Source organism: Streptomyces sp. NPDC001914 (genome assembly GCF_042891215.1).
GTDB lineage: Bacteria > Actinomycetota > Actinomycetes > Streptomycetales > Streptomycetaceae > Streptomyces.
Window position 1 is genome coordinate 23469 of sequence record NZ_JBIASW010000013.1, and the last position, 25903, is coordinate 49371.

Below are 25903 nucleotides of genomic sequence, written 5' to 3' on the forward strand. Positions count from 1 at the left end.
CCGGGGAACGGACGGCGCCGAGAGCGGCGTCACCGTCTCCGGAACGGTCCAGAATGGCCGATACGCCCCCGCCCGTCTCCCCTTGCGGCATAGCGTCGAACCGGACCGGAAACCCCGCGTCACGGCGTTGTACCGGAAGCGACGAGACCGTATTTCCTTCAACGTCACGCAACGGCGCGCGACAGGAGCCAGAGGACAATGCAGACCAAGCTGGACGAAGCCAAGGCCGAGCTGCTCGAGAGGGCCGCCCGGGTAGCTGAGAACAGCCCGGTCGGGGGGCACCTACCGACTGGGACGACGGGCGAGGGCACCCCCGACCGGGACACCGTGCTCGCGTTCCTCCAGCGCTACTACCTGCACACGGCCCCGGAGGACCTCACCGACCGCGACCCGGTCGACGTCTTCGGAGCGGCCTTCTCCCACTACAGACTGGCCGAGACACGCCCTCAGGGCACGGCCAACGTGCGCGTGCACACGCCCACCGTCGAGGAGAACGGCTGGACCTCCAGCCACTCCGTCGTCGAGGTGGTCACCGACGACATGCCCTTCCTCGTCGACTCGGTGACCAACGAGCTGTCCCGCCAGGGACGCGGCATCCACGTCGTCATCCACCCGCAGTTCGTCGTCCGGCGCGACCTCACCGGCAAGCTCATCGAGGTGCTGCCCACGCGGCCCTCCGCCGAGAACCTGCCGCACGACGCGCACGTCGAGTCCTGGATCCACGTCGAGATCGACCGGGAGACCGACCGCGCCGACCTGAAGCAGATCACCGCCGACCTGCTGCGCGTCCTGTCCGACGTCCGTGAGGCCGTCGAGGACTGGGAGAAGATGCGCGACGCGGCGCTGCGGATCGCCGAGGAGCTCCCCACCGAGCCCACCGCCGACGACCTGCGCGACCAGGAGGTCGAGGAGGCCCGTGAGCTGCTGCGCTGGCTCTCCGGCGACCACTTCACCTTCCTCGGCTACCGCGAGTACCAGCTCCGCGACGACGACTCGCTGGCCGCCGTCCCCGGCACCGGGCTCGGCATCCTGCGCTCCGACCCGCAGCACGGCGAGGACAGCCACCCCGTCAGCCCGTCCTTCGAGCGGCTGCCCGCCGACGCCCGGGCCAAGGCCCGCGAGCACAAGCTGCTCGTCCTGACCAAGGCGAACAGCCGCGCCACCGTGCACCGGCCGTCGTACCTGGACTACGTCGGGGTCAAGAAGTTCGACGAGAACGGTGAGGTCATCGGGGAGCGCCGCTTCCTGGGCCTGTTCTCCTCCGCCGCGTACACCGAGTCCGTGCGCCGGGTGCCCGTCGTCCGCCGCAAGGTCGACGAGGTCCTGCGCGGTGCCGGGTTCTCGCCCAACAGCCACGACGGACGCGACCTGCTCCAGATCCTGGAGACGTACCCGCGCGACGAGCTGTTCCAGACCCCGGCCGACGAGCTCCGGGCGATCGTCACGTCCGTCCTGTACCTCCAGGAGCGCCGCCGGCTGCGGCTCTACCTGCGCCAGGACGAGTACGGGCGCTACTACTCGGCCCTCGTCTACCTGCCCCGCGACCGCTACACCACCGGTGTGCGCCTGCGGATCATCGACATCCTCAAGGAAGAGCTCAACGGCACCAGCGTCGACTTCACGGCCTGGAACACCGAGTCCATCCTGTCCCGGCTGCACTTCGTGGTCCGGGTCGAGCCCGGCACCGAGCTGCCGCAGCTCTCCGACTCCGACAAGGAGCGCATCGAGGCCCGCCTCGTCGAGGCCGCCCGCTCCTGGGCCGACGGCTTCGCGGAGGCGCTGACCGCCGAGTGCGGCGAGGAGCGTGCCGCCGAACTGCTGCGCCGGTACGGCAACGCCTTCCCAGAGGGCTACAAGGCCGACCACTCCCCGCGCTCCGCCGTCGCCGACCTCGTCCACCTCCAGGCGCTCGGCCAGGAGCCCAGCAAGGACTTCGCGCTCAGCCTGTACGAGCCGGTGGGCGCCGCCCCCGGCGAGCGCCGCTTCAAGATCTACCGCACCGGTGAGCAGGTCTCGCTCTCCGCGGTCCTGCCGGCCCTGAACCGCATGGGCGTCGAGGTCACCGACGAGCGGCCCTACGAACTGCGCTGCTCGGACCGTACGACCGCGTGGATCTACGACTTCGGGCTGCGCCTGCCCAAGTCCCTCAACGGCAACGGCGACTACCTCGGCGACGACGGCCGCGAGCGGTTCCAGGCGGCGTTCGCCGCCACCTGGACCGGACAGGCCGAGAACGACGGCTTCAACGCCCTCGTGCTGAGCGCCGGGCTCACCTGGCGGCAGTCGATGGTGCTGCGCGCCTACGCGAAGTACCTGCGCCAGGCCGGTTCCACGTTCAGCCAGGACTACATGGAGGACACCCTCCGCAACAACGTCCACACCACCCGGCTGCTCGTCTCGCTGTTCGAGGCGCGGATGTCGCCGGAGCGCCAGCGCGCCGGCGTCGAGCTGACCGACGCGCTGCTCGAGGAACTGGACGCGGCCCTCGACCAGGTCGCCTCGCTGGACGAGGACCGGATCCTGCGGTCCTTCCTGAACCTGATCAAGGCGACCCTGCGCACGAACTTCTTCCAGCGCAGGGCCGACGGGACGCCGCACGAGTACGTCTCGATGAAGTTCGACCCGACCGCCATCCCGGACCTCCCGGCGCCGCGCCCGGCGTTCGAGATCTGGGTGTACTCGCCCCGTGTCGAGGGCGTGCACCTGCGCTTCGGCAAGGTCGCGCGCGGCGGTCTGCGCTGGTCCGACCGGCGTGAGGACTTCCGCACCGAGATCCTCGGCCTGGTCAAGGCGCAGATGGTGAAGAACACCGTCATCGTGCCGGTCGGCGCCAAGGGCGGCTTCGTCGCCAAGCAGCTCCCCGACCCGTCCGCGGACCGCGACGCGTGGCTGGCCGAGGGCATCCGCAGCTACCGCACCTTCATCTCCGCGCTGCTCGACATCACCGACAACATGGTGGCCGGCGAGGTCGTCCCGCCCGCCGACGTCGTCCGGCACGACGAGGACGACACGTACCTCGTGGTCGCCGCCGACAAGGGCACGGCGACGTTCTCGGACATCGCCAACGAGGTCGCGCAGTCGTACGACTTCTGGCTCGGCGACGCCTTCGCCTCCGGCGGCTCCGCCGGGTACGACCACAAGAAGATGGGCATCACCGCCCGCGGCGCCTGGGAGTCCGTGAAGCGGCACTTCCGGGAGCTCGGCGTCAACACCCAGACGCAGGACTTCACCGTGGTCGGCGTCGGCGACATGTCCGGCGACGTGTTCGGCAACGGCATGCTGCTCTCCGAGCACATCCGCCTGGTCGCCGCGTTCGACCACCGGCACATCTTCATCGACCCGACCCCGGACGCGGAGACCTCCTACGCCGAGCGCCGCCGTCTGTTCGAGCTGCCGCGCTCCTCGTGGGCCGACTACGACACCGAGCTGATCTCGGCCGGTGGCGGTGTCTTCCCGCGCAGCGCCAAGGCCATCCCGGTCAACGCGCACATCCGTGAGGCCCTCGGCATCGAGGCGAACGTCGCGAAGATGACGCCGGCCGACCTGATGCGGGCCATCCTCCAGGCGCCCGTCGACCTGCTGTGGAACGGCGGCATCGGCACGTACGTGAAGTCGTCCGCCGAGTCGAACGCCGAGGTCGGGGACAAGGCCAACGACGCGATCCGCGTCGACGGCGCCGACCTGCGCGTCAAGGTCGTCGGCGAGGGCGGCAACCTGGGTCTGACCCAGCTCGGCCGGATCGAGTTCGCCCAGCACGGCGGCAAGATCAACACGGACGCCATCGACAACAGCGCGGGTGTGGACACCTCCGACCACGAGGTGAACATCAAGATCCTGCTCAACGCGGTGGTGGCCAACGGCGATCTGACCGTCAAGCAGCGCAACAAGCTGCTCGCCGAGATGACCGACGAGGTCGGCGCCCTGGTGCTGCGCAACAACTACGCGCAGAACGTGGCGATCGCCAACGCGCTGGCCCAGTCCCCGAGCATGCTCCACGCCCAGCAGCGTTTCCTGCGCCACCTGGTCCGCGAGGGGCACCTCGACCGGGCGCTGGAGTTCCTGCCCAGTGAGCGCCAGATCCGTGAGCGGCTCAACGCCGGTCTGGGTCTGACGGGTCCGGAGACGGCGGTCCTCCTCGCGTACACGAAGATCACGGTCTCCGTCGATCTGCTCGCCACCTCGCTGCCCGACGACCCGTACCTCCAGAACCTGCTCCTCGCGTACTTCCCGACGGCGCTGCGCGACCAGTTCCGCGAGCAGATCGAGGGGCACGCGCTGAGCCGCGAGATCGTGACGACCGTCCTGGTCAACGACACGGTCAACACGGGCGGTACGAGCTTCCTGCACCGTCTGCGCGAGGAGACGGGTGCCTCGTTGGAGGAGATCGTCCGGGCGCAGACCGCGGCCCGCGCGATCTTCAACTCCAGTGCGGTGTGGGACGCGGTGGAGGCGCTCGACAATGTCGTCGCCGCCGACGTGCAGACCCGCATCCGGCTGCACTCGCGCCGTCTCGTGGAGCGCGGCACGCGCTGGCTGCTCAACAACCGGCCGCAGCCGCTCCAGCTCGCCGAGACGATCAGCTTCTTCGCCGACGGCGTCGAGCAGGTGTGGTCGGAGCTGCCCAAGCTGGTCCGCGGTACGGACCTGGAGTGGTACCAGCAGATCTACGACGAGCTGTCGGAAGCCGGTGTGCCGGACGAACTCGCCACCCGGGTGGCGGGGTTCTCCTCCGCCTTCCCGGCGCTGGACATCGTCTCGGTGGCCGACCGCACGGGCCAGGACCCGATGGCCGTCGCCGAGGTCTACTACGACCTCGCCGACCGTCTCGGCATCACGCAGCTCATGGACCGCATCATCGAGCTGCCGCGTGCCGACCGCTGGCAGTCCATGGCCCGCGCGTCGATCCGCGAGGACCTGTACGCGGCCCACGCGGCGCTGACCGCCGACGTCCTGGCGGCGGGCAACGGGGCCGCCACTCCCGAGCAGCGTTTCGAGGACTGGCAGGAGAAGAACACGGCGATCCTCGGGCGGGCCCGCACGACCCTGGAGGAGATCCAGGGCTCGGACTCGTTCGACCTCGCCAACCTGTCGGTGGCGATGCGCACGATGCGGACGCTGCTGCGCTCGCATTCCTGATCCGTACGTGAATGGGGGCGCCCCGAGCCGGTCATGGCTCGGGGCGCCCCCGTTTCACGTGTGCGGGAGGTGCGCTGCGGCCTCTGCCGGCCTTCGGTGATTCTCCGAAGAAACCCCGGCTCGCGATTTACCTATACCTGATAAATAAGACATTTAGCTTAAGGTGGGCTCGACCGACGGACAGAGCTGTGGAGGATCCGGACCTGTGACAGTGCATCTCACCGAGGGCCGGGCCCCCGTCGCGACCCTGCCCTCTCCCGTCGTCCGCCCCCGCCCCGTCCGGAGTGTCCCGAGGGTCCGCCGGCTCGCCCTGGAGGTCGCCCGGTTCGCCGTCGTCGGCGGCAGCGGGGTCGCCGTCAACATCCTCTTCTTCAACCTGGCGCTGCACGGCCTGGAGTGGGCCCCGATGGCCGCCACGGTGGTCGCGAGCTGTGTCGCCATGGGCACGAACTATCTCGGCTTCCGCTACTTCGCCTACCGGGACCGGGCCTCGCGCACCCGGCGCCAGATCGTCCTCTTCTTCGCGTTCAGCGGCCTCGGTGTCGCCATGGAGAGCGTGCTGTTCTACGCCGGCTATCAGGGCCTGGGGGTGAGCGGCCCGCTCGGCTCGAACATCGCCAAGGCGCTGTCGATCGTCCTGGCCTCGGCGTTCCGCTTCATGGTGTACCGGACGTGGGTGTTCCAACACGCGAAGAACGGGCGATAACGCCCCAAAGTGGGCCGCACTGTCTACGATTAATAGGATGAACGAGGATCAACCTCGCGCGTCCGCCGAGCGCCGCGCGTCCACCGGGTCCGGACCGAGGAGACCTGCCGTCTCCGTGGTCGTCATCGTCTACAACGACGCCGCCCGGCTGCCCACGGCCGTGCGCTCCGTCCTGGACCAGACGCTGCACGACGTCGAGGTGATCGTCGTCGACGACCGGAGCACCGACGGCTCGTACCAGGTGGCGCGCGGGCTGGCCGCGGCGCACCCCGACCGGGTCCGCGCCTGCCGGCTGCCCGAGAACAGCGGCGGCTGCGGCGCCCCCCGCAACCGCGGCATCACCGAGGCCCGCGGCACCTACGTCGTCTTCCTCGACAGCGACGACGTCCTGGAGCGCAACGCCTGCCGCAACATGCTGGAGGCCGCCGAGGCCACCGGCGCGGACCTGGTCTCCGGGCTGTGCGTGCGGGTGCACGTCGACTCGCGCACCCGCAAGGAGGTCAAGTGGTACCCCTGGCTGTACCAGCGCACCCGGACCCTGGAGTCGATCGCCGAACTGCCCGACCTGCTGGTCTTCGACACCCTGTCGACCAACAAGTGCTACCGCAGACGGTTCCTGCTCGACGAGGGGCTCCGCTTCCCGGTCGGCATCCACTACGAGGACCTGCTCTTCTCCGCCCAGGCGTACGCCACCGCCCGCCGGATCACCCTCATCCCCAACCGGGTGTACGACTGGAGGGTCGCCGACAAGGCCGCGGCGAAGTCCATCAGCAACCGGCGTGACGAGATCGCCAACTTCACGCACCGCATGGAGATCCACCGCAGGGTCGACCAACTCCTGGTGGACAGAGGACTCCCGGAGCTGAAGTTCGCCAAGGACGTCAAGTTCCTGAAGCACGACCTCGTCCTGCACCTGCGCGAACTGCCCTTCCGTGACGCGGCGTTCCGCGAGGAGTTCGCGGCGATCGCCCGGCGGTACCTGGAGTCGATCGACCGCGCCGCCTTCGACGAGACCGAACCCGTCCAGGCCATCTGCGCCTACCTCCTCCAGGTGAGCGACTGGGACAACCTGCTGCCCGCCGTCGACACGCTCACCAACCGCGACAAGATCTCCTCGCCGCTCGTCGAGCGCGACGGCCGCGTGTACTGGTGCGCCGAGCACCTCGACGACCCCTTCGGCCGGCATGTCCTCGACGTCACCGACCTCGGCCACCACGTCAAGCAGGTCGACCGGATGTTCCTGCGCAACGCGCTCACCTCGTACGAGAGCGGCGGCGGCACCGTCAGGCTCGCCGGGCGCGTCACCAACCCGCTCGGTGTGATCCCGCCCGGCGCCAGGCTCTCCGGCGAGCTGGAGTTCTACGCCCGCCGCCGGGGAGTGCGCTTCCAGACCTTCCGCTTCCCCGTGGCGAACGTGCGGCACGCGGGCGAGACCGTCGCCTGGGAGGGCTCGGCCGACCTCCTGGCGGTGCGGCCGCTGGGCATCGTGGACGCCGTGTGGGACGTACGGCTCCACCTCGACGTCGACGGCGTGCGCACCAGCACGAGGATCACCGCCGCCGAACCCGGCCTGGTCTCAGGTCGGTTGCCGGTCCGGCCGCGGCTCACCCGGCTGGTCGCCGACCGCGTGGAACCGGTCGTCTCCTCACGCGGGCACCTGTCCTTCCGGCTGGTCCCCGACAAGAGGGCGAACGCCCTCGTGCAGCGCGGTGTGCACGGCCGGGCCGTCACCCTCGCCAAGACCGGCTACCGCAAGGCCCGTTCCCTGCGCAAGGAACTCACCTCCGGCCCGGCCAAGATCCGCCTCTACCACGAGGTGTTCAGCCGGCTGCCCCTCCGCAGGGGCCTCGTCGTCTTCGAGAGCCACCTGGGCCGCCAGTACAGCGACAGCCCCCGGGCGCTCTACGAGGAGATGCGCCGCCAGGGGCTGGAGTTCGAACCGGTCTGGTCCTACAGCGACAGCACGGCCGGCTTCCCGGAGGACGCCACCCTCGTACGCCGCTGGTCGCTGCCCTATCTCAGGGCGCTCGCGCAGGCCGAGTTCTGGGTGGACAACCAGAGCTACCCGCTGAAGCTGACCAAGCGGCCGGGCACGACGTACATCCAGACCTGGCACGGCTCCGCGCTCAAGCGGATGGGCTTCGACGAGGCCGAGTGGAAGCTCAAGTCCCGCGAGGCGCAGGCCGAACAGCAGAAGGTGCTGGACCGCTTCGACCGGTTCCTCATCCGCTCCGAGCACGATGTGCGCACCCTCGCGCGGGCGTTCCGGCTGAAGGAACGGACCCTGCTGCGGGTCGGATACCCGCGCAACGACGCGCTCGTACGGGCCAGGCAGCGCGAGGCGGCCGGAGAAGGGCGCGAACGCGGGCCGCTGGCGGCGCATCTGGGCATCCCCGACGACCGGCAGATCCTCCTGTACGCCCCGACGTTCCGCAGCCGCGGCAACGGAAAGAAGCGGTTCGAGCTGCCCTTCGACGTCGAGCGCTTCGCCGACACCTTCGGCGACCGCTACGTCCTGCTGGTCCGCTCCCACTACCTGAACCACGTCGTGCTCCCGCCGTCCGTGCGCGGCCGGGTCCTCGACGTCACCGCCCACCACGACATGACCCCGCTGCTCGCACTCGCCGACGGGCTGATCACCGACTACTCGTCCGTGATGTTCGACTATGCCCTCCTCGACCGCCCGATGTTCTTCTTCGCGTACGACTACGACGCGTACGTGCACGAGGACCGCGGCACCTATTTCGACCTGCTGGAGCGGGCGCCGGGGCCGGTGGTGCGGACCGAGGACGAACTGCACACCGTCCTCGGCTCGCTGGAGGAGCAGAGCGTCAAGTACGCGCCCAGGCGCGAGCAGTTCCTCGCCGACTTCGGCGAGTACGACAAGGGGACGGCGGCCCGCAGTGTCGTCGACGAGTTCTTCGGGCACTGGAGGCGCGGATGACCGGCAGCCCGCAGCGGGACATCTTCTTCGTCTCCAACAGCGTCGACGAACTGGGCGGGGTGACGAGCTGGTCGCACCAGATGGCCCGGCTCTTCACCGAGCGCGGCCACCGGGTGCACGTCGTGGGCGTCACCGAGCCCGGCGTCCCCCAGGAACTGGGCGAACTTCCCTACCCCACCACGACGTTGTACGACGTCCACCCGCCCCGGGTCGGACCGCCGCGCGGCCTCAGGGGGCGGCTCGACGTCGCCGAGCGGAGGCTGCGTGCCGAGCGGGCCGCGGGCATGCGGGAGAAGGCGGCCGAGCTGACGGCGCTGTTCCGCGGCGCGCGCCCCGGTGCCGTCGTGATCGTCACCCAGGTGTGGGCCATGGAATGGGTGGAGCTCGCCGACACGGGCGGGGCGACCGTCATCGGGATGAGCCACGAGTCCTACATGTACTCCCGGACGACCTCGCGCTTCCGGAGGGTCCTGAAGCACTACAGGGACGTCGACCGGATGCTCGCGCTCACCCGTGAGGACGCCGACCTGTGGATCGGGCAGGGCATGAACAACGTGTCCTTCATGCCGAACCCGCTGCCCTTCATGCCCGAGACGCCCTCGCCGCGCACCGGGAACGCCGTCGTCAGCGTGGGCCGGCTGACCGACCAGAAGGGCATCGACATGCTCCTCGACGCCTGGGCCGAGGCCGCCCCGCTCCACCCCGACTGGCGGCTGCGGATCTACGGCTCCGGCGAGGACGAGGAGATCCTGAGGAAGCAGTGCACCGCCCTCGGGCTCGACGACTCGGTCGACTGGATGGGACGCACGAGCGATGTCCCGGGCGCGCTGCGCGGCGGCTCGGTCTTCGTGCTCTCCTCGCGCGGCGAGGGCTTCCCGCTCGCCCTCATGGAGGCGATGGCCGCCGGTCTGCCGTGCGCCGCCTTCGACTGCGCGCCGGGCGTCCACGAGATCGTCCGCGACGGTGAGGACGGCCTGCTGGCCACCCTCGGCAACACCGGTGAACTGGCCCGCCGGCTGGACACGCTGATGTCCGACAAGGTGCTGCGGGACTCCATGGGCGACGCGGCGCGCGTGAACGTCCAGCGCTTCACGACGGACGAGGTCGTCCGCCGCTGGGAGGACCTGTTCACGTTCCTGGAGCGCTGAACGGGCGGAACGGGCTGAACGGCCTCAATAGGGGGAACGGGCCCGGGGCGGAACGGGCCTGACCCAGAACGGCCCGGGCCTGACCCAGAACGGCCCGGGCTTGACCCGGAGCGGCCCGGGCCTGACCCAGAACGACCCGGGGCGGAGCCGCCGACGGCCCCGCCCCGGGTCACTGCGCACCGGGTCACCCGCCGGGCGGGACCCGCCGCGTCTACTTGCCCGTGAACTTCTCGTACTCCTTGAGGACGTCCGCGGTGGGGCCGTCCATGCGCAGCTCGCCGCGCTCCAGCCACAGGACGCGGTCGCAGGTGTCGCGGATCGACTTGTTGTTGTGGCTGACCAGGAACACCGTGCCCGCCGTCTTGCGCAGCTCGCGGATGCGGGCCTCGGAGCGCTTCTGGAAGGAGCGGTCACCGGTCGCCAGGGCCTCGTCGATCATCAGGACGTCGTGGTCCTTGGCCGCCGCGATGGAGAAGCGCAGCCGTGCGGACATGCCGGAGGAGTAGGTCCGCATCGGCAGGGTGATGAAGTCGCCCTTCTCGTTGATGCCCGAGAAGTCCACGATCTCCTGGTAGCGCTCCTTGACCTGCTCGCGGGACATGCCCATCGCGAGGCCGCCGAGGAAGACGTTCCGCTCGCCGGTCAGGTCGTTCATCAGGGCCGCGTTCACGCCGAGCAGCGAGGGCTGGCCATCGGTGTAGATCCTGCCGTTCTCCACCGGGAGCAGGCCCGCGACCGCCTTGAGCAGCGTGGACTTGCCGGAGCCGTTGGTGCCGATCAGGCCGATGGCCTCGCCCCGGTAGGCGGTGAAGGAGACGCACTTGACCGCGTGGACCTTGCGGACGCCCGACGCCTTCTCGGACTGCTTGCGGCGCAGGATGCGGTTGAGCGCGGCGGTGGCGCTGCCCCGCCCCGCGCCGGTGCCGTTGACGCGGTACACGATGTCGACGCGGTCCGCGATGACGGTCGGGATGCGCTCCGCGGCGGCAGCGGGGGCGGCCGTCGCCACGCTCGTGGCGTCCTGCGGCTCGGTGTCCTGCGCGATGATGTCAGCCACGGCCGTACGTCTCCTCAGCCTTCCAGAAGTAGATGAAGCCGCCGACGCCCGCGACCAGTGCCCAGCCCACCGCCAGTGCCCAGACGTGGTGGGGGAGCTGGTGCGCGTGGAAGCTGTCGATCAGCGAGAAGCGCATCAGGTCGATGTAGACGGCGGCCGGGTTGCTCTCCAGCGCGACCTTCGCCCAGTGGGGGATGCTGTTGTGGCTGAGCACCTTGTCGATGCTCCACATGACGCCCGAGACGTACATCCAGGTGCGCAGGACGAACGGCATGAGCTGCGCGATGTCCGGCGTCTTGGCGCCCATCCTGGCCATGATCATCGCGATGCCCGCGTTGAACGTGAACTGGAGCACCAGCACGGGCACCGCGAGCAGCCACGAGGCGGCGACCGGTACGCCGAAGCAGAGCAGGATGACGACCAGCGCGGCCATCGAGAACAGGAGCTGCTGGAGCTGCTGGATGGCGTACGACACCGGCAGCGCGGCGCGCGGGAAGTGCAGGGCGCGGACCAGGCCGAGGCTGCCGGAGATCGCCCGGGTGCCCGCCATGATCGAGCTCTGCGTGAAGGTCCACACGAAGACGCCGGTCACCAGGAAGGGGACGTAGTCCGGGACGCCGTGCTTGGTGCCGAGCAGGATGCCGAAGATGAAGTAGTACACGGCCGCGTTCAGCAGCGGGGTCATCACCTGCCACACCTGGCCGAGCTTGGCCTGGCTGTACTGCGCGGTGAGCTTGGCGGTGGCGAACGCGGTGATGAAGTGGCGCCGTGCCCACAGCTGGCCGACGTACGCGGGCAGGCTCGGGCGCGCGCCGCTGACGGTGAGGCCGTACCGGGCGGCGATGGCGGCGGCGTCGTCGGCGGGGGCGACGGACGACGCTGTCGGGGGCGGTGTGTTGAGGACCTGGCTCACATCCGTCGCTTTCGCTCGGGGGGTGGGGGTGCGCGGTCGGTCCCGCAGCGTTTCCAACGGCTCTTCCTACCGTTTTCTTGCGTCGGAACGGGACCGTATCGTCGTAACGCGAGAGTAGGCCCAGTCGACGTCGGAACGCAACCGTTTCGTCGTAACGCCCTATGCTGGTCCGTATGACGACGAACGCCGACACAGCCGCGAGTGCCGCCACGCCCGCGCCTGCCGACGGAAAGCCCAGGCGCCGCCGGGCTCCCGCCGGTGCGGCCGTCCTCCGCGAGGACGTGACCGAGGCGATCCGCGCCGCCGTCTTCGAGGAACTCGCGTCCGTCGGGTACGCGAGGATGTCCATCGAGGGCATCGCCCGCCGGGCGGGCGTGGGCAAGACCGCGGTCTACCGCCGCTGGCGCTCCAAGCTCCATCTCGTGCTCGACCTGGTCTCGGCGATCGCGGTCCAGGGCCTGCCCGCACCGGACACCGGGTCCCTCGAGGGCGACCTGCGGCTGCTGTACGAGGTCACCTCGCGCGCCCTGCGGCACCCGGTGGCCGGCCAGATCATCCCCGACCTCCAGGCCGAGGCGGCCCGCAACCCCGAGATCGCGGACGCCATGCAGGCGGCGCTGCGGGAGGGCCAGCAGTCCGTGGCGAGCGGGATCGTCGCCTCGGCCGTCGCGCGCGGCGAGATCCGCGAGGGCGTCGACGTCGAACTGGCCCTGGACCTGATGTCGGGTCCGCTGTACTGGCGCTCGGTCGTGGTCCGCGGCCCCAAGGTCCCGAAGGCCTACCTCCCCAGCCTGGCCCGCGCCACGGCAGCGGCGCTGAAGGCCCTCTGACCCGGACACGCCGGGCTCAGGCGCCTCGGCGGCCTCCGCTCAGACCAGGTCCTCCCGGTCGGGTTCCTCGCGAGCCGGTTCTTTCCGGGCCGGTTCCTCGTGGGCCGGCCGCTCGGCGGACAGCCGGACCGCGAGATCCATGAGCTCGCCCGCCCGCAGTACCCGCCCGCCGGCGCCCGGCAGGGGCACGTGCAGCGGCTCGCTCCAGCAGGCGGGCACGGCGCCCTCTCCGTACACCGCCCCCGCGAGCGCACCCGTCACCGCCGCGACGGTGTCCGTGTCGCCGCCGAGGTCGACCGCCGCGCGTACGGCCTCCTCGAAGGAGTCGGTGCTCCGCACGGCCCACACGGCCGAGCCGAGGCAGGGCCACACGGCTCCGTTGAACTCGGTCGCCAGGTCGGGGTGCCAGTCGTCGGCGAGGACGGTGGCGTAGCGGGCCCGGTGGTCCGGGTGGACGGCGTCGAGGGTGTCCGGGAGCGCGGTGAGTGGGTCCCGCCCGAGCAGGGCGACGCGGATCAGTTCGTGGAGGATCGCCGTGCCCTCCCAGGCGGCACGGTCGCCGTGGGTCAGCGCGGCGATGCGGCGCGCGGCGGACATGGTGGCGTCCTTGCCGTACGGGGCGAAGAACACGGCGGAGGTCGACGCCCGCATCAACGAGCCGTTCCCGGCGCCGCGTTGGTTGGTCTGGAAGTGCAGGGCGGCCGCCAGGTCCCAGGGGTCGCCGCTCGTCAGGACCGCCTCGGTCTGCAGGCCGATGTCCTTCGGGTCGGCCGCCGCCCACCGCCGGAACCGGTCGAAGACGTCCGGGAGTTCGAGACGGCCGTAGCGGATCAGCGACTCGCCGACGAGGACGGCCATCTGCGTGTCGTCGGTCGCCTCGCCCGGGTCCCATCCGCCGCCTCCGCACATCTCGCCGTCCTGCCCGGGCACCGGGAAGCGCCGGCTGAACGCGCCTTCGGGGCCGAACTCGAACGGTGCTCCGAGGGCGTCGCCCACCGCGGAGCCCAGGACGGTGCCGGTGGCGGTCATGGGGCGAGCGTACGGGGTGACTCGGGGGGCCCGGCCGGGAGGGGAAGGCTGGACCCGGCGGCGACCCTGCCTCCCCGTCCGGACGACGTTCTCCGGGCGGGTGCGGCCTAGGCCCGTCGTGCGGACGGGTGGTGGTGGAGCCAGCCCGACCAGGCTGAGGTGATCATGTCGTCGACGTCGTGGCGGGCCTTCCAGTCCAGTTCTTCGGCGGCGCGGGCGGCGGAGGCTACGACGCGGGCCGGGTCGCCGGGGCGGCGCGGGGTGGTGACCGGGGGGAGGCCGTAGCCGGTGAGGGTGTTGATGCGGTCGATCATCTCGCGTACCGAAACGCCCTCGCCGCGGCCGATGTTGAGGGTCAGGGAGGTCCCGGGGGAGGCCGTGAGGGTGCGGGCCGCGGCCACGTGCGCCTCGGCCAGGTCGACCACGTGGATGTAGTCGCGCACGCAGGTGCCGTCCGGCGTCGCGTAGTCGTCGCCGAAGACGCGCGGCGCCTCGCCGTCCGTCAGCTTCTCGAAGACCATGGGGACGAGGTTGAAGACGCCCACGTCGGCCAGCTCGGGGGCCGCCGCGCCCGCCACGTTGAAGTAGCGCAGACAGGCCGTGGACAGGCCCGTCGCGCGGCCGGTCGCCCGCACCAGCCACTCGCCCGCCAGCTTCGTCTCGCCGTACGGGCTCATCGGCGCGCAGGGGGTCTCCTCCGTCACCAGGTCCACGTCCGGCATGCCGTACACCGCGGCCGAGGACGAGAAGACGAACGCGCTCACGGACGCCGCGGTCACGGCCTCCAGCAGGACGCGCAGGCCCTCGACGTTCTCCCGGTAGTAGTGCAGGGGCAGCTCCACGGACTCCCCGACCTGCTTCTTCGCCGCCAGGTGGACGACACCGGTGACGGAGTGCTCGGTGAGCGTCCGGGCGACCAGGTCGCCGTCCAGGGTCGAGCCGGTCACCAGCGGAACGTCCGACGGCACCCGCTCCGCGATCCCCGTCGACAGGTCGTCGTAGACCACGGCCTGTTCGCCCGCCTCGCGCAGCGCGCGGACGACGTGCGCCCCGATGTAGCCGGCGCCGCCGGTGATCAGCCAGGTCATGTGCGGCCGTTCCCCTCGTGAGCGGGTCCGTGGTGCCGGACCCTGTTGCTGCGGCCGGGGAGGGGCGGGCGCGCGTGACGGTGTCCGCGTCCGCGCCTCGCGTCTCCGCGTCCGCGTATCAGTGAAGCAGGCGCCGGAGCCTTCGGGAGACCACCGCGGTCACGCCCCGCAGGCCGGACGCCGTCCGCAGCCCGAGCGCGCCCGCGTGCGTCCGGTAGGGCTGTACGAGGAGAACACCGTGGTGAGCGTCGGCGACCACGCGGCGGCGCAGCAGACCGGGGCCGCCGAGGGCGTGCGCCGACACCTCCCGGCTCGTACCGTCGTGAAAGCGCACGGCCAGGCGCAGATCCCAGACGCCCGCGCCCAGCGCCGACAGCTCGACCGGCGTCTGCGCGCACCAGGAGTCGCCCTGCGGGTCGGCCACCAGGGCCGCCGTGGCGCTCAGGCCCACCCGCCCCTCCTCCCGGTGGACGAACTCCACGTCCACCGAGTCGGGACCCGCCTCGGCCGTCCGCCCGTACAGCTCGTGCAGGCGCAGCCGCAGCCGGGTGCCCCGAGCGCGGGGACGCAGTTCCGCGTCGACGGCGATGGGCAGCAGATGGGCGGGCCGGCCGAGGAAGTGCTCCAGGGTCACCTCGGGAAGGCCGGCGGACCACACGGGCGTGCCGTCGCCGTCGCGGGTGTAGGGCGGGAGCAGGCGGGCCGGACGGGCCGCGAGTTCCCTCAGGCGGGGCAGGTCGCGCGGGGCCGGACTGGCGAGGATCACGCGGGCGACGAGGCGGCCGGGGGCCGACGGGTTGTCGCCGAGGTCGGCGGCGTCGAACGTCGACAGGTAGGCCCGCGTGTGGTCCCACCAGGCGTCGCGGTAGCCGGGGCCGCGCAGTTCGAGTTCGCGCGTGTACATCCGCAGCTCGTGGTCGAGGAACTTGGCGCGCACCGCCCGCGCGAGCCGCTTCTCCCCGGCGCCCAGGAGGATCTCGTAGGCCGCGCTGTTCGCCTCGGTCCGCGCCCGCCAGTTGCCTATGCCGGCGCGGTCGAGCGAGATGGACAGCCGGTCGGCGGTCCGCCTGACGTGCCAGACGTACACCGTGTCGGGGATCAGCGCGATGCGCGGCGCGGCGGCCAGCACCCGCGCGGTGAACACGAAGTCCTCGTAGGGGTAGCGGCCTTCGGGGAAGCGGATGTCGTGCTCGCGCAGGAAGCCGGTGCGGTACAGCTTGTTGACGCAGAGGGTGTCGTGGGCCAGCCGAGGGCGGTTCGAGGGGCGGGATATCAGGGCGGGCCGCGCGTAGAGCGCGCGCTCCCAGGGGACCTCGCGGCCGGAGGGCAGTTCGCGGCGTACGCACAGCCCGGCGGCGACCTGGACGTCGTGTTCCTCGGCGGCGCCGAGCAGCGCGTCCACCGCGCCCGGCGGCAGGACGTCGTCGCTGTCCAGGAACATCACGTACGGGGCGGTGGCCGCGTCGACGCCGTCGTTGCGCGGGCTCCCGCAGCCGCCGCTGTTGACCGGCCTGTGGATGACCCTCAGGCGCGGCTCCTCCTCGGCGAGGGCGTCGAGGAGGGCGGCGCTGCCGTCCGTCGAGCGGTCGTCCACGGCGATCACCTCGCGCACGGCGGGACCCTGCGCGAGCGCCGAGCGCACGGCGTCCGCCACATGGGCGGCGTCGTCGTACCCGATGACGACGACGCTGACCTTCGCCTGGTGAGAGTTCATGTGATCCACGGGGCCGGAATCATGAGGATTGCGGTAATTCTCCGTCAAGGGTCGGTCACTGTCGCGTCCGGAGCCCGGCGGCAGCCGCGTGGGTCCTCCGTTCCCGTCCGGCCGGCGCGGTGCCGCGCGGTGCGGCCGCGGGCAGGCCCGACCGCCACAGCCGTACGAACGACACGCCCGCCGCGGCCGCCAGCAGGCCGTTGCGCACGAGCATCAGCAGACAGCCCGTCCAGGTGCTGCGCACCACGTCGCCGTACATCCCCGGGTACACCACCGAACTGACCGCCGTCGCCGCGAGGATCAGCACGGCGACCGGGCGCTGGGTGGTGTGCCGCGCGGTCAGGCAGACGGCGCAGAGGCCCAGCAGCCACACCATGTACTGGGGGCTGATCACCCGGCTGGTCACGGTGAACAGCAGGACGGCCGTGAGCGCCGCGTCGTACGGGGTGGCCGTCGTCCAGCGCCGTGCGCGGACCCGCCACAGCAGCACGAGCGCGAACGCGGCCACGGTCAGGGCGAGCGAGCAGGCCGCGACCGCACCGGTGTACGGACCCACGAACTCCATCGCTCCGTACTGGTAACGGGCGGTCCCCGGCCAGCCCGCGTGGCGCGCGAAGCCCAGGACCGTGCCGCCGAGGGACTCGATCTGGACACCCCGGCCGCTCTGCTGGCGCAGGAAGTCGAAGGGGCCGCTGAAGAAGGCCGCGAGGACGGCGAGCAGCGCGGCCGCGGTGACCACCGCCGAGGCCCACGCCTCACGGGTGCTCCGGCCCCGGGGGGTTCCGATCAGGGCGAGCGCGGGCCACACCTTCACCAGGGCCCCCGCCGCGGCGAACGCCCCGCCCACCCGCGGGCGGCGCGCGAACGCCAGCAGGGAGACGACCGCGAGGGCCGTGACCTGCACGTCGTACCGGGCGAGCGGGATGTGCAGCAGGAGCGGCAGGCCCAGTACCCACAGCCAGGCTCCGCGCGCACTGCTGCCGGGCCGCAGTCCGGCGCGGGTGAGGACGGCGGCGATCACCGCGTCGGCGGCGAGCGTGCACGCCACGAACGCGGTGAAGTACGTCAGTCCCGGCAGCAGTCCCGGCGCGAGCAGGACCGGGCCGGCGCCGGGCGGGTACTGCCACAGGCGGTCGCCGACCGGGAACGTGCCCTGGGACAGCACGCCGTACCAGTGGAAGTACAGATGGCCGACCTCGCGGGACACCCCGCCCCTGCCGAGCGGGGCGAGCTGGTCGTGGGCGAGGAGCCACAGCATCAGGGCGCGGGTGGCGAGCCAGGCGGCGGCGAGGGCAAGCGGGCGGCGGTTCCGGAAGGCGCTCATCAAGCCCGGATCGTAAGCCGCATGGATGGGTCATAGCGCGTGATACGCCGTCAATACCGGCCAAAGGTTGTTAATAGCAAAAAATCGCCCCCATGGTGTTTGCGTGGATGAGGCCGCCGGCGACTCGGCGTCCGGCGGCCCGATGCCCGGCCGCCCGGCGCGGCGGGGCCCCCCGTGAGGAGGCCCGGCGCCCAAGGGCCCGGCGCCGTGACGCGGCGGCCGCCGTCGCGTCCGTCCTCGCGCCCGTCCTGGTGATGCTCGCGATCGGCCTGTGGGGGCTCGACCGCGGCGGCATGTGGCGCGACGAGGCCGTGACGTTCCAGGTCGCCCAGCGCTCGGTGCCCCAGATCTGGCAGCTGCTGCACTCCGTGGACGCCGTGCACGGCCTGTACTACCTCCTCATGCACGCCGTCCTCGCCCCGCACCCCGGCGAGGTCGCCCTGCGCCTGCCCTCCGTCTGCGGCGCCGCCGCGACCGCCGGACTCGTCGCGGCGCTAGGCGTCCGTCTGTGCCGCCCGCGGGTCGGCCTGTGGGCGGGTCTGCTGTACGCCGTCACGCCCATGACCGGCCACTTCGCCCAGGAGGGCCGTTCCTACGCGCTCGTCGCGGCCGGAGCGGCCGGGGCGACCCTGCTGCTGGTCGGGGCCGCCCGGTCCGCCCGGCCCGGCCCCTGGCTCGCCTACGGGGCGACGGTGGCCGTCACCTGCCTGCTGCACGAGATGGCGCTGCTCCTGCTCCTGGCCCACGCCCTGACGCTGGCGCTCGCCCGGGTGCCCGCGCGGGTCTGGCGGGCCTGGTTCCTTGCCGCGGCGGCCACGGCCCTGGTGCTCGCGCCCCTCGTCTGGGTGTCCCACGCCCAGTCCGCGCAGGTCGCCTGGCTGCCCCGCACCGGCCTCGTGAGCGTGCGGCGGCTGCTCGGGCTGTTCACCGGACCGGCCCGGCTCGTGATCGTGCCGTACCTGGTCCTCGGCGCCCTCGCCTTCCGGCCCGAGCGGACCCCGCGCGGCACCCTCTCGCTCACGGCCGTCGCCCTGCCCCTGGCCGCCGTGCCGCCCGCGGTGCTGCTGACCGTGTCCCACTGGCGGCCGCTCTACGACGAGCGCTACGTCCTGTACGCCCTCGCCGGGGCCCCGCTGCTCGCCGCCGCCGGAGCCGACCATCTCGCGACGCGGCTGCCGCGGCTGCTGCCCCACGCCGTCACCACCGGCGTCCTCGCCGTGACCCTCGTCCTCGCCGTCCAGCTTCCGCTGCTGCGCGCCGACCGCAGCCCCGACCGCCGCCCCGACGACCTGGCCGCCGTCTCCGCCGTCGCCCACCGCGAGCTGCGCCCCGGCGACCCGGTGCTGTTCCTGCCCTCCCTCGCGCGGCGCGCCGCCCTGGCGTACCCGAAGGGCTTCCGCGGCATCCACGACATCGCGCTGAGCGTTCCCGCGCCCGCGTCCGGCACCCTGTACGGCCGCGAGGCGGATCCCGCCGAACTGCGCCGCAGGCTCGACCGGCTCGACCGGGTTTGGCTGGTCGCCGCGCCCTTCGCGGCGCGCCGGGCCTGGCGGCCGGCCGAGGAGACCGAGCGCCTCAAGCTCGCCGTGGTCCGCGAGCAGTTCGAGCCCGTGGAACGGATCGTGCGCCGGGGCGTGACGCTGCGCCTCTACGTGCGCCGCTCTACGTACATCCCGGAGCCTCGGACAGGGCCGCCTCGTCCAGTGCCGCCGTCAGCCGGTCCAGCCGGGCCCGGAGCTCTCGGATCTCCTCCAGGTCCGCCCCGGTAGCGGCCGCGATCCGGCGCGGCACGTCCAGTGCCCGCTCCCGCAGCGCGGACCCCGCCTCGGTGAGCCCCACCTGCACGGACCGCTCGTCGCGGGCGCTGCGCTCCCGCCGGACGAGACCCGCCGCCTCCAGCCGCTTCAGCAGCGGCGACAGCGTCCCCGAGTCGAGCCGCAGATGTTCGCCGACCTTCTTCACGGGCAGCTCGCCGTGCTCCCACAGCACCAGCATGACCAGGTACTGCGGGTAGGTGAGCCCGAGGTCCTTCAGCAGGACGCGGTAGACGCCGCCGAAGGCGCGTGAGGCGGCGTTCAGCGAGAAGCAGATCTGCTCGTCGAGGCGGAGGAAGTCCACCGTGGCGGGGGCCCCGGGGCTCGGGGCGGGTGTTGCGGTCATGCCCTCAGGATAGCTCTAGCGAGCAATTAAGTTGTGCACAACTGAATTGCGTGCTCTAATTCTGGTCGTGGGGCCGCCGGACCGGCAGCCCCCGCCACGATTCCGACCTGAGAGGGATGGTCCCCATGGACGCGCTCTACACCGCCGTCGCCACCGCCACCCACGGCCGCGAGGGCCGTGCCGTCAGCTCCGACGGCACGCTCGACCTCGAGCTCGGCATTCCGGTGGAGATGGGCGGCAGCGGCAAGGGCACCAACCCCGAGCAGCTCTTCGCCGCCGGGTACGCGGCCTGCTTCGCGAGCGCCCTCGGCCTGGTCGGCCGCGCCGCGAAGGTCGACGTCACGCAGGCCGCCGTGACCGGCGAGGTGGGCATCGGCAAGCAGGGCGAGGGTTTTGGCCTGGCCGTCACGCTCCGCGTCGAGCTGCCCGACACCGTGGACGAGGAGACCGGCCGCAAGCTGGTCGAGCAGGCCCACCAGGTCTGCCCCTACTCCAACGCCACCCGCGGCAACATCCCGGTCGAGCTCGTCATCGAGTAACCGGCACCGAACGGGCCGGTGCCGGAGGGTTCGTCATCGAGCGGCACGGACCGCCGCACCGGCCTTCGCACCGGTACCCGCACCACCCTTCGCGCCGGCTCCTGCACCGGCCGCCGCACCGGTGCGGGTGCCGGGCCCGATCCGGGCCAGCACCTCCCCGGTCTCCCGGCTCCACGCCACCACCGTCACCTCCTCGGGCACCGGCCGCCAGCGCGTCAGCAGCAGCCAGCGGGCGTGGTACCGGCGGGCGACGGCCATGCGCCCGGCCCTGGTCGAGGACGGGTCGAGATAGGCGCGCACCGCCGAGAGCCGGCGCAGCCGCTCGCTCTCGGCGAGGGCCGGGTCGGGCCAGGCGGGCGCCGCGAGATCCGGTCCGTAGCCCGCGAGCAGATGGACCGAGTAGTACCCGTCCACGATGACCGCCTCGCCGGGCCGGATGTACCGGGCCGCCCAGTCGTACGTCGGCCAGTGCGGCGGCTGTGCGAAACCGACCGGGTCCAGCCAGCGCGGCACCACGGCACCGGCCTGCACCGTCAGGAACCCGGTCAGCGCGGCGGCGGCCGCGACCGCGCCCAGCACCCGCCGCCACGGTCCCCACGGCCGCGGCTCCGCCAGCTCGACGCCGAGCGCGAACTGCAGCGGCACCAGCGTGAGCCCGAGGATCCTGCCGTACGTGTAGTGCCCGCTCACCCAGCCGTACGCCACCACCGCGCACGCCAGCACGAACATCAGCACCAGCGGATCGCGCCACCCGTGCCCCTCGCCCCGCCGTGCTCGCCGGGCCCGCAGCCACAGCGCGGGCACCCCGGTCAGCGCCAGCCAGAAGTGGCCGGGCATCCCCTCGTACAACTGCTCGTGCATGGCGTCCACGCTGTGGTCCCCGGTCAGCGCGAAGACGTCGAAGTAAGGCCACGCGGACGCGACGAGGAGCGCCACCACGCCCGCGAGCAGCCACCGGCACACCACCGCCGGACGCCGGCCCCGCTGCCGGGCCGCCACGAACGCCACCCCGCCCAGCACCGCCGCGATCGACGTGATCGGGTGCACGAGCAGGATGAGTCCGTACAGGACGCCGAGAGCCGCGTACCCCCACCAGCTCCCGAGACCGGCCGGGCCGACGAACCGGACGAGGCCGCCGCCGCCCGCCGCGCGCCGACCGGTGAACGCCCAGGCCCAGAAGGCCAGCCCGATGGCGAACGTCGAGGGATAGCCCAGGTTGCCGGTCATCGACATCAGCCCGAGGTAGCCGCTCCACCAGGCCCGCTCGGTGCCCCACAGCAGCACCATCGCGAACAGGCACAGGACCGGCGCCGCGCGACGGGGTGTCAGCACGCGGGTGAAGCGGCCGATGCCGGTCAGCAGCACCAGCAGGTTGACGGGCCCCGACAGCCGCACCACCGCCCAGCCGCCGAGTCCGGTCAGCCGGGCGAAGGCGCCCTGCGCCACCGCGTAGGGCGAGTAGTACGGGCTGCCCGCGCCCGGCAGGTCCGCCATCGGATGGCGCGGGTGCAGCAGATCCGCCCGCAGGCGTTCGACGACCGCCGCGTGCTGGCCGGCGTCGCAGCACAACGGGGTCCGCCAGTACGCGAGCGTCATCACCAGCCAGAACACGCCGCCCCAGACCTGGTACGGCGTCGGACGCCTGCGGAACCGGCCGCGCGACGCGGTCGCACCGCGGACGGCCTCCCGCCGGGTGACGACGTCGGCGCTCACCGGGCGGCGGGGGAACAGGAAGCGGCGGTTTCCGGCATCTGCCGTATATGCCCGCCCCGACCCGTCGCATAGCCCTTGATCACCTCATCGGGCGACCTCGGACTCCCTCCTCTGGGGGCCCGGAAGCAGACCGCCGGGCAGCCGCGCGCCCGGGCGGGCCAACAGGTCGAGAAGCAGCGGGAGGCCCACCGCCGGCAGCAGCCACAGCAGCACGATCAGCCGGTCGCCCCAGACGTTGATGTCGGGGTGCGCGGCCTGGTTGAGCACCCCGGTGCCCGCCGCCGCCATCAGGAAGACGGCGAACGTCCGATGCCTGCGCAGCGCCCCCCACCCGGCCGCCAGCACGGCCGCGAGGAACAACGGCTCCCAGAGCTGCCGGCGTGTCCACTCGATCCAGAAGGCCGACTCCAGATGGAGGAACTCCGGCCACGGATGGACGCGGTCCGGACGCGCGTAGTGCCCGGTGAGCAGATCCTGCAGGCTCTCCGACTGGGACGGGTAGTGCAGCGCGTTCGCGAGCAGCACGGTGGCCAGCACCCCGCAGCCCGCCACCACGCCCAGCGTCCGCAGCGGCCCGTCCCACCGGCGCCGCCGCGCCAGGAGCACCGCGCAGGAGAGGCCCAGGCACAGCCCGAGGAACAGCGCCTGCGAGTGCTTCACCGTGAACAGGACCGCCTGACAGCCGCCGACCAGCCAGGTCCCGGCCCGCACGCGGCCCTGTAGGACCAGCGCGCAGCCCCACAGGGCCGCGAGCGTCAGGGCCATCATCAGGCCCTCGGTCATCGGGCGCATCGCCGTCGTACCGCACGGCAGGACGTAGTAGAGGGCCTGCCCGGTCAGCGCCGCGCCGGTGGACACGCGCAGGGTCCGCAGCAGCAGGAAGACGAGGACGCCCCCGGCCACCGTCACGGCGACGGCCGAGGCCCACAGGCCCCAGGTCACGCCCAGCACCGTCACGAACGGCACCAGCAGCACCGGATACCCGGGCCGCGCCTCGAAGATCCGCATGAAGCGGGGCGGCATGAACGGCACGGTGTGTTCCGTCGTCCTCCCCGCCGCCAGCCGCGCGGACACGCCCCGCCACTGCTCACGGCGGCACTCGGCGACGACCCGCCGGGTCGGACTCGGGCGGTGGAAGCGCACCACGTCGACCGCCTGGTTGCGCCGGGCGACCGACGCCTTGCCCGCGCAGACGTAGTCGATCGTCAGGGCGGCGGCCTCCTGCTTGCTGTAGCCGCCCAGGTCCAGCGCGTACGACAGGTAGTTCTTGGTGTCGGGGGTGTCCCGGTTGGTGGTGTTGGCGAGCTGCAGGACGGCGAAGACGACGGCGATCAGGATCACCCGGGCCCGGGCCGAACGCGGGGCCCGCACCCGGAACCGGTGGAAGGCGCTCACGACGAGGCGAGGACGTCGTGGCCCGCCTGGGCGGGCAGCGGGGCGATCGTGGCCGGCGGCAGGGACCGCTCACCGAGCATCAGGGTGCGCACCACCCGCTCCGCGGCCCGGCCGTCGTCGAACTCGCAGAACCGTGAACGGAATCCCGCCCGCAGCCGCTCCGATTCCGCGTCCCGCCAGGCGCCCGAGGCGAACAGCCCCGACAACTCCGTCTGTGAACGCGCGACATGACCCGGGGCGTCGGCCGTGATGTCGAAGTAGGCTCCCCGGCTCGCCGCGTACGCGCCCCAGTCGTCGGCGAGGATCACGATCGGCCGGTCGAGGTTGGCGTAGTCGAACATGAGGGCCGAGTAGTCGGTCACCAGGGCGTCGGAGGCCAGCATCACGTCCTCGACGCGCGGTTCGTCCGTCGCGTCGAGGACGACACCGCGCCGGTGCAGTTCGGCCAGCCCCATCCCGCGCGCCGGCCCCTCCGCGAGGGAGGGATGCAGCCGTACGACCAGGGTGTGGTCCGCGCCGAGAGAGTCCGCGAACGCGGCCAGGTCGAGCCGCTCGGCATGCCCGCCGCGGACGTACTCGCGACGCGTCGGCGCGTACAGCACGACACGGTTCCCGGCCGGGACACCGAGACGCGCGCGGGCCGCCTCCCCGTCCTCGGGCCGGGCCCGCACCAGGACGTCGTTGCGCGGACTGCCGCTGCGCAGCGAGGTGAAGTGGCACGGGTAGGCGCGGTCCCAGACCAGCTCCGAGTGCCGGTTGGCGACCAGACTGTGGTCCCAGCGGTCGGCGCGGCGCAGCATCTGCGGCACGTCGACGCCGTGCCGCGCGCCCGGCTTGTGCAGCAGGTCGGCCCCCATGTACTTCAGCGGGGTGCCCTGGTGGGTGTGGATGTGGACGCTGCCGGGGCGTTTGACCAGCGCGCCGGGCCAGTTGACGTTGTTCACGAAGTACGTGGCCCGCGCGGTGATCCGGCGGTAGGCCGGCGAGTCGAGCAGGACGTGTTCGGTGTCCGGCGGCAGCAGCGCCGCCTGCTCCGCGTCGCGCACGACCCACACCCCGCGTACGTGGGGGGCGAGTTCGCGGGCCGCGGCGTACACCGCGGCCGGGTCGCCGAGGACCCCCCGGTGCGAGAACGCCGAGTACACCGCCAGATGCGGGTCCAGGGGCCGGTGTCCGTGCACCGCGGACCAGCCCCGCCTGACCCGCGCGGCGACGGCCCGGCGGATCTGCTGTCCGCGCCGGCCCAGTTCCCGGCCCGCCCGGTCCGCCTGCCGCCGAACCCGGTAGCGGGTGAAACCGCCCTCCAGGACGCGCAGTTCGGGCGGCACCGGCCCGCTCCCGTGCTTGCGGAAGAGCGCGGCCGTCAGCCGGAAGAACTCGGCCTTGTCCTCCTCGGGCAGCCGGTCCTCCTTGGAGAGGATGTCCAGGCAGTGCTCGCCCATCTTGTGGTGCAGATACGGGCGCCAGCGGGCGAGCTCCGGCCGGGCGCCGACGAACGCGAAGACCCGCTCGTACTGGTCGTGGATGTCGAAGTGCTTGCGGCTGGTGGTGGACAGGATGTTGCCCTGGCGCCGCTGGCGGTAGGCCAGACAGATCCGGTCCAGGGCCGCGATCCGCTCCGCGCTGAGCATCACCGGGAAGGTCCAGGGCGTGTCCTCGTAGTACCCGGGCGGGAACGCGAAGCCCTCCCGTTCCACGAACGCGCGGCGGTAGACCTTGTTCCACACCACCATCAGCAGATCCAGGATCTCCGGGTGTTCGGCCGCGGAGAAGGTGCCGGGGCCGGCCTCCGCGAGGACGCGCGCGAGCACGTTCCTGCGGGTGCCGCCCCACCAGTAGGTGCGCGCGTAGTCGAAGACCAGCACGTCGGGGTCGGCGGTCTCCTCCAGGCGGTCGGCCATGGCACGCAGCGCGCCCGGCGTGAGGGTGTCGTCGCTGTCGAGGAAGAACAGGTAGTCCCCGCGGGCGAGCGGCATCCCGGCGTTGCGGGCGCGGCCGAGCCCCACGTTCTCCGGCAGGTGCAGCACTTGTACCCGGGGGTCGCGGGCCGCGTACTCGTCGAGGATCGCGCCGCATCCGTCCGGGGAGCAGTCGTCGACGGCGATGACCTCGATGTCCGTGTACGACTGCTCCAGGACCGAGTCGAGACACTCACGCAGGAAGCCCTGCACCTTGAAGACGGGGACGATGATGCTGAAGCGGGGCAC

17 protein-coding genes are annotated in these 25903 nt (G+C 72.2%); 7 read left to right on the forward strand and 10 right to left on the reverse strand.

Annotation, left to right across the window (positions count from 1 at the left end; translation table 11 throughout):
* Positions 1-198: 198 nt before the first annotated feature.
* From ACFYYF_RS30260 to ACFYYF_RS30275, 4 genes are all read left to right on the forward strand, one after another.
* Complete coding sequence (locus ACFYYF_RS30260) at positions 199-5136, forward strand: NAD-glutamate dehydrogenase (RefSeq protein WP_361681252.1); 4938 nt, start codon at positions 199-201, stop codon at positions 5134-5136.
* A 205-nt stretch (positions 5137-5341) separates the two neighbouring features.
* Entirely contained in the window at positions 5342-5842 is a 501-nt protein-coding gene (locus tag ACFYYF_RS30265) for a GtrA family protein (protein ID WP_388780703.1), read from the forward strand.
* A 37-nt stretch (positions 5843-5879) separates the two neighbouring features.
* A complete protein-coding gene (locus ACFYYF_RS30270; RefSeq protein ID WP_388780704.1) occupies positions 5880-8786 on the forward strand; it encodes a CDP-glycerol glycerophosphotransferase family protein in 2907 nt (968 codons plus the stop codon).
* Positions 8783-9934 (forward strand): glycosyltransferase, encoded by a 1152-nt coding sequence (locus tag ACFYYF_RS30275; protein ID WP_388780705.1) that lies wholly within the window; start codon positions 8783-8785, stop codon positions 9932-9934. The genes ACFYYF_RS30270 and ACFYYF_RS30275 overlap by 4 nt, the downstream gene beginning before the upstream one ends.
* A 211-nt stretch (positions 9935-10145) precedes the next feature.
* On the opposite strand, the gene ACFYYF_RS30280 is transcribed toward ACFYYF_RS30275, so the two are convergent.
* Together ACFYYF_RS30280 and ACFYYF_RS30285 are read right to left on the reverse strand one after the other, a co-directional pair.
* Complete coding sequence (locus tag ACFYYF_RS30280; protein ID WP_388780819.1) at positions 10146-10943, reverse strand: ABC transporter ATP-binding protein; 798 nt, start codon at positions 10941-10943, stop codon at positions 10146-10148.
* 40 nt (positions 10944-10983) lie between these two features.
* Positions 10984-11904, reverse strand: coding sequence for an ABC transporter permease (locus tag ACFYYF_RS30285; protein WP_361681264.1), 921 nt, complete (start codon positions 11902-11904; stop codon positions 10984-10986).
* A 161-nt stretch (positions 11905-12065) separates the two neighbouring features.
* Here ACFYYF_RS30285 and ACFYYF_RS30290 point away from each other — a divergent pair, with 161 nt between their 5' ends.
* Positions 12066-12734, forward strand: a complete 669-nt coding sequence (locus ACFYYF_RS30290; RefSeq protein WP_388780706.1) for a TetR/AcrR family transcriptional regulator — start codon at positions 12066-12068, stop codon at positions 12732-12734.
* A gap of 39 nt (positions 12735-12773) precedes the next feature.
* Here ACFYYF_RS30290 and ACFYYF_RS30295 read toward each other — a convergent pair whose 3' ends face one another.
* The 4 genes from ACFYYF_RS30295 to ACFYYF_RS30310 all read right to left on the reverse strand — a co-directional run bounded on the left by ACFYYF_RS30295 (position 12774) and on the right by ACFYYF_RS30310 (position 17889).
* The gene (locus tag ACFYYF_RS30295; protein ID WP_388780707.1) at positions 12774-13763 is read right to left on the reverse strand and encodes an ADP-ribosylglycohydrolase family protein; all 990 of its coding nucleotides are present in this window, start codon (positions 13761-13763) and stop codon (positions 12774-12776) included.
* 107 nt (positions 13764-13870) lie between these two features.
* Entirely contained in the window at positions 13871-14851 is a 981-nt protein-coding gene (gene galE, locus ACFYYF_RS30300) for a UDP-glucose 4-epimerase GalE (RefSeq protein WP_388780708.1), read from the reverse strand.
* A gap of 118 nt (positions 14852-14969) precedes the next feature.
* The gene (locus tag ACFYYF_RS30305; RefSeq protein WP_388780709.1) at positions 14970-16565 is read right to left on the reverse strand and encodes a glycosyltransferase family 2 protein; all 1596 of its coding nucleotides are present in this window, start codon (positions 16563-16565) and stop codon (positions 14970-14972) included.
* A gap of 55 nt (positions 16566-16620) precedes the next feature.
* Positions 16621-17889 carry a glycosyltransferase 87 family protein gene (locus ACFYYF_RS30310; protein ID WP_388780710.1) on the reverse strand — a complete coding sequence of 423 codons (1269 nt, stop codon included), beginning with the start codon at positions 17887-17889 and terminating at the stop codon, positions 16621-16623.
* Positions 17890-18143: 254 nt separating this feature from the next.
* Between ACFYYF_RS30310 and ACFYYF_RS30315 the strand changes: the two genes are divergently transcribed.
* Entirely contained in the window at positions 18144-19658 is a 1515-nt protein-coding gene (locus ACFYYF_RS30315) for a hypothetical protein (protein ID WP_388780711.1), read from the forward strand.
* Here the strand turns inward: ACFYYF_RS30315 and ACFYYF_RS30320 are convergent.
* A complete protein-coding gene (locus ACFYYF_RS30320; RefSeq protein ID WP_388780712.1) occupies positions 19552-20049 on the reverse strand; it encodes a MarR family winged helix-turn-helix transcriptional regulator in 498 nt (165 codons plus the stop codon). The two genes, ACFYYF_RS30315 and ACFYYF_RS30320, sit on opposite strands and share 107 nt — an antisense overlap.
* A 125-nt stretch (positions 20050-20174) precedes the next feature.
* On the opposite strand from ACFYYF_RS30320, the gene ACFYYF_RS30325 reads away from it, so the two are divergent.
* Positions 20175-20588, forward strand: a complete 414-nt coding sequence (locus ACFYYF_RS30325) for an organic hydroperoxide resistance protein (protein WP_361681287.1) — start codon at positions 20175-20177, stop codon at positions 20586-20588.
* 33 nt (positions 20589-20621) lie between these two features.
* On the opposite strand, the gene ACFYYF_RS30330 is transcribed toward ACFYYF_RS30325, so the two are convergent.
* The 3 genes from ACFYYF_RS30330 to ACFYYF_RS30340 all read right to left on the reverse strand — a co-directional run bounded on the left by ACFYYF_RS30330 (position 20622) and on the right by ACFYYF_RS30340 (position 25903).
* On the reverse strand, positions 20622-22301 hold the full coding sequence (locus tag ACFYYF_RS30330; protein ID WP_388780713.1) for a hypothetical protein: 1680 nt from the start codon (positions 22299-22301) through the stop codon (positions 20622-20624).
* Positions 22302-22385: 84 nt separating this feature from the next.
* The gene (locus ACFYYF_RS30335) at positions 22386-23696 is read right to left on the reverse strand and encodes a hypothetical protein (RefSeq protein ID WP_388780714.1); all 1311 of its coding nucleotides are present in this window, start codon (positions 23694-23696) and stop codon (positions 22386-22388) included.
* Positions 23693-25903 carry a CDP-glycerol glycerophosphotransferase family protein gene (locus ACFYYF_RS30340; protein ID WP_388780715.1) on the reverse strand — a complete coding sequence of 737 codons (2211 nt, stop codon included), beginning with the start codon at positions 25901-25903 and terminating at the stop codon, positions 23693-23695. The genes ACFYYF_RS30335 and ACFYYF_RS30340 overlap by 4 nt, the downstream gene beginning before the upstream one ends.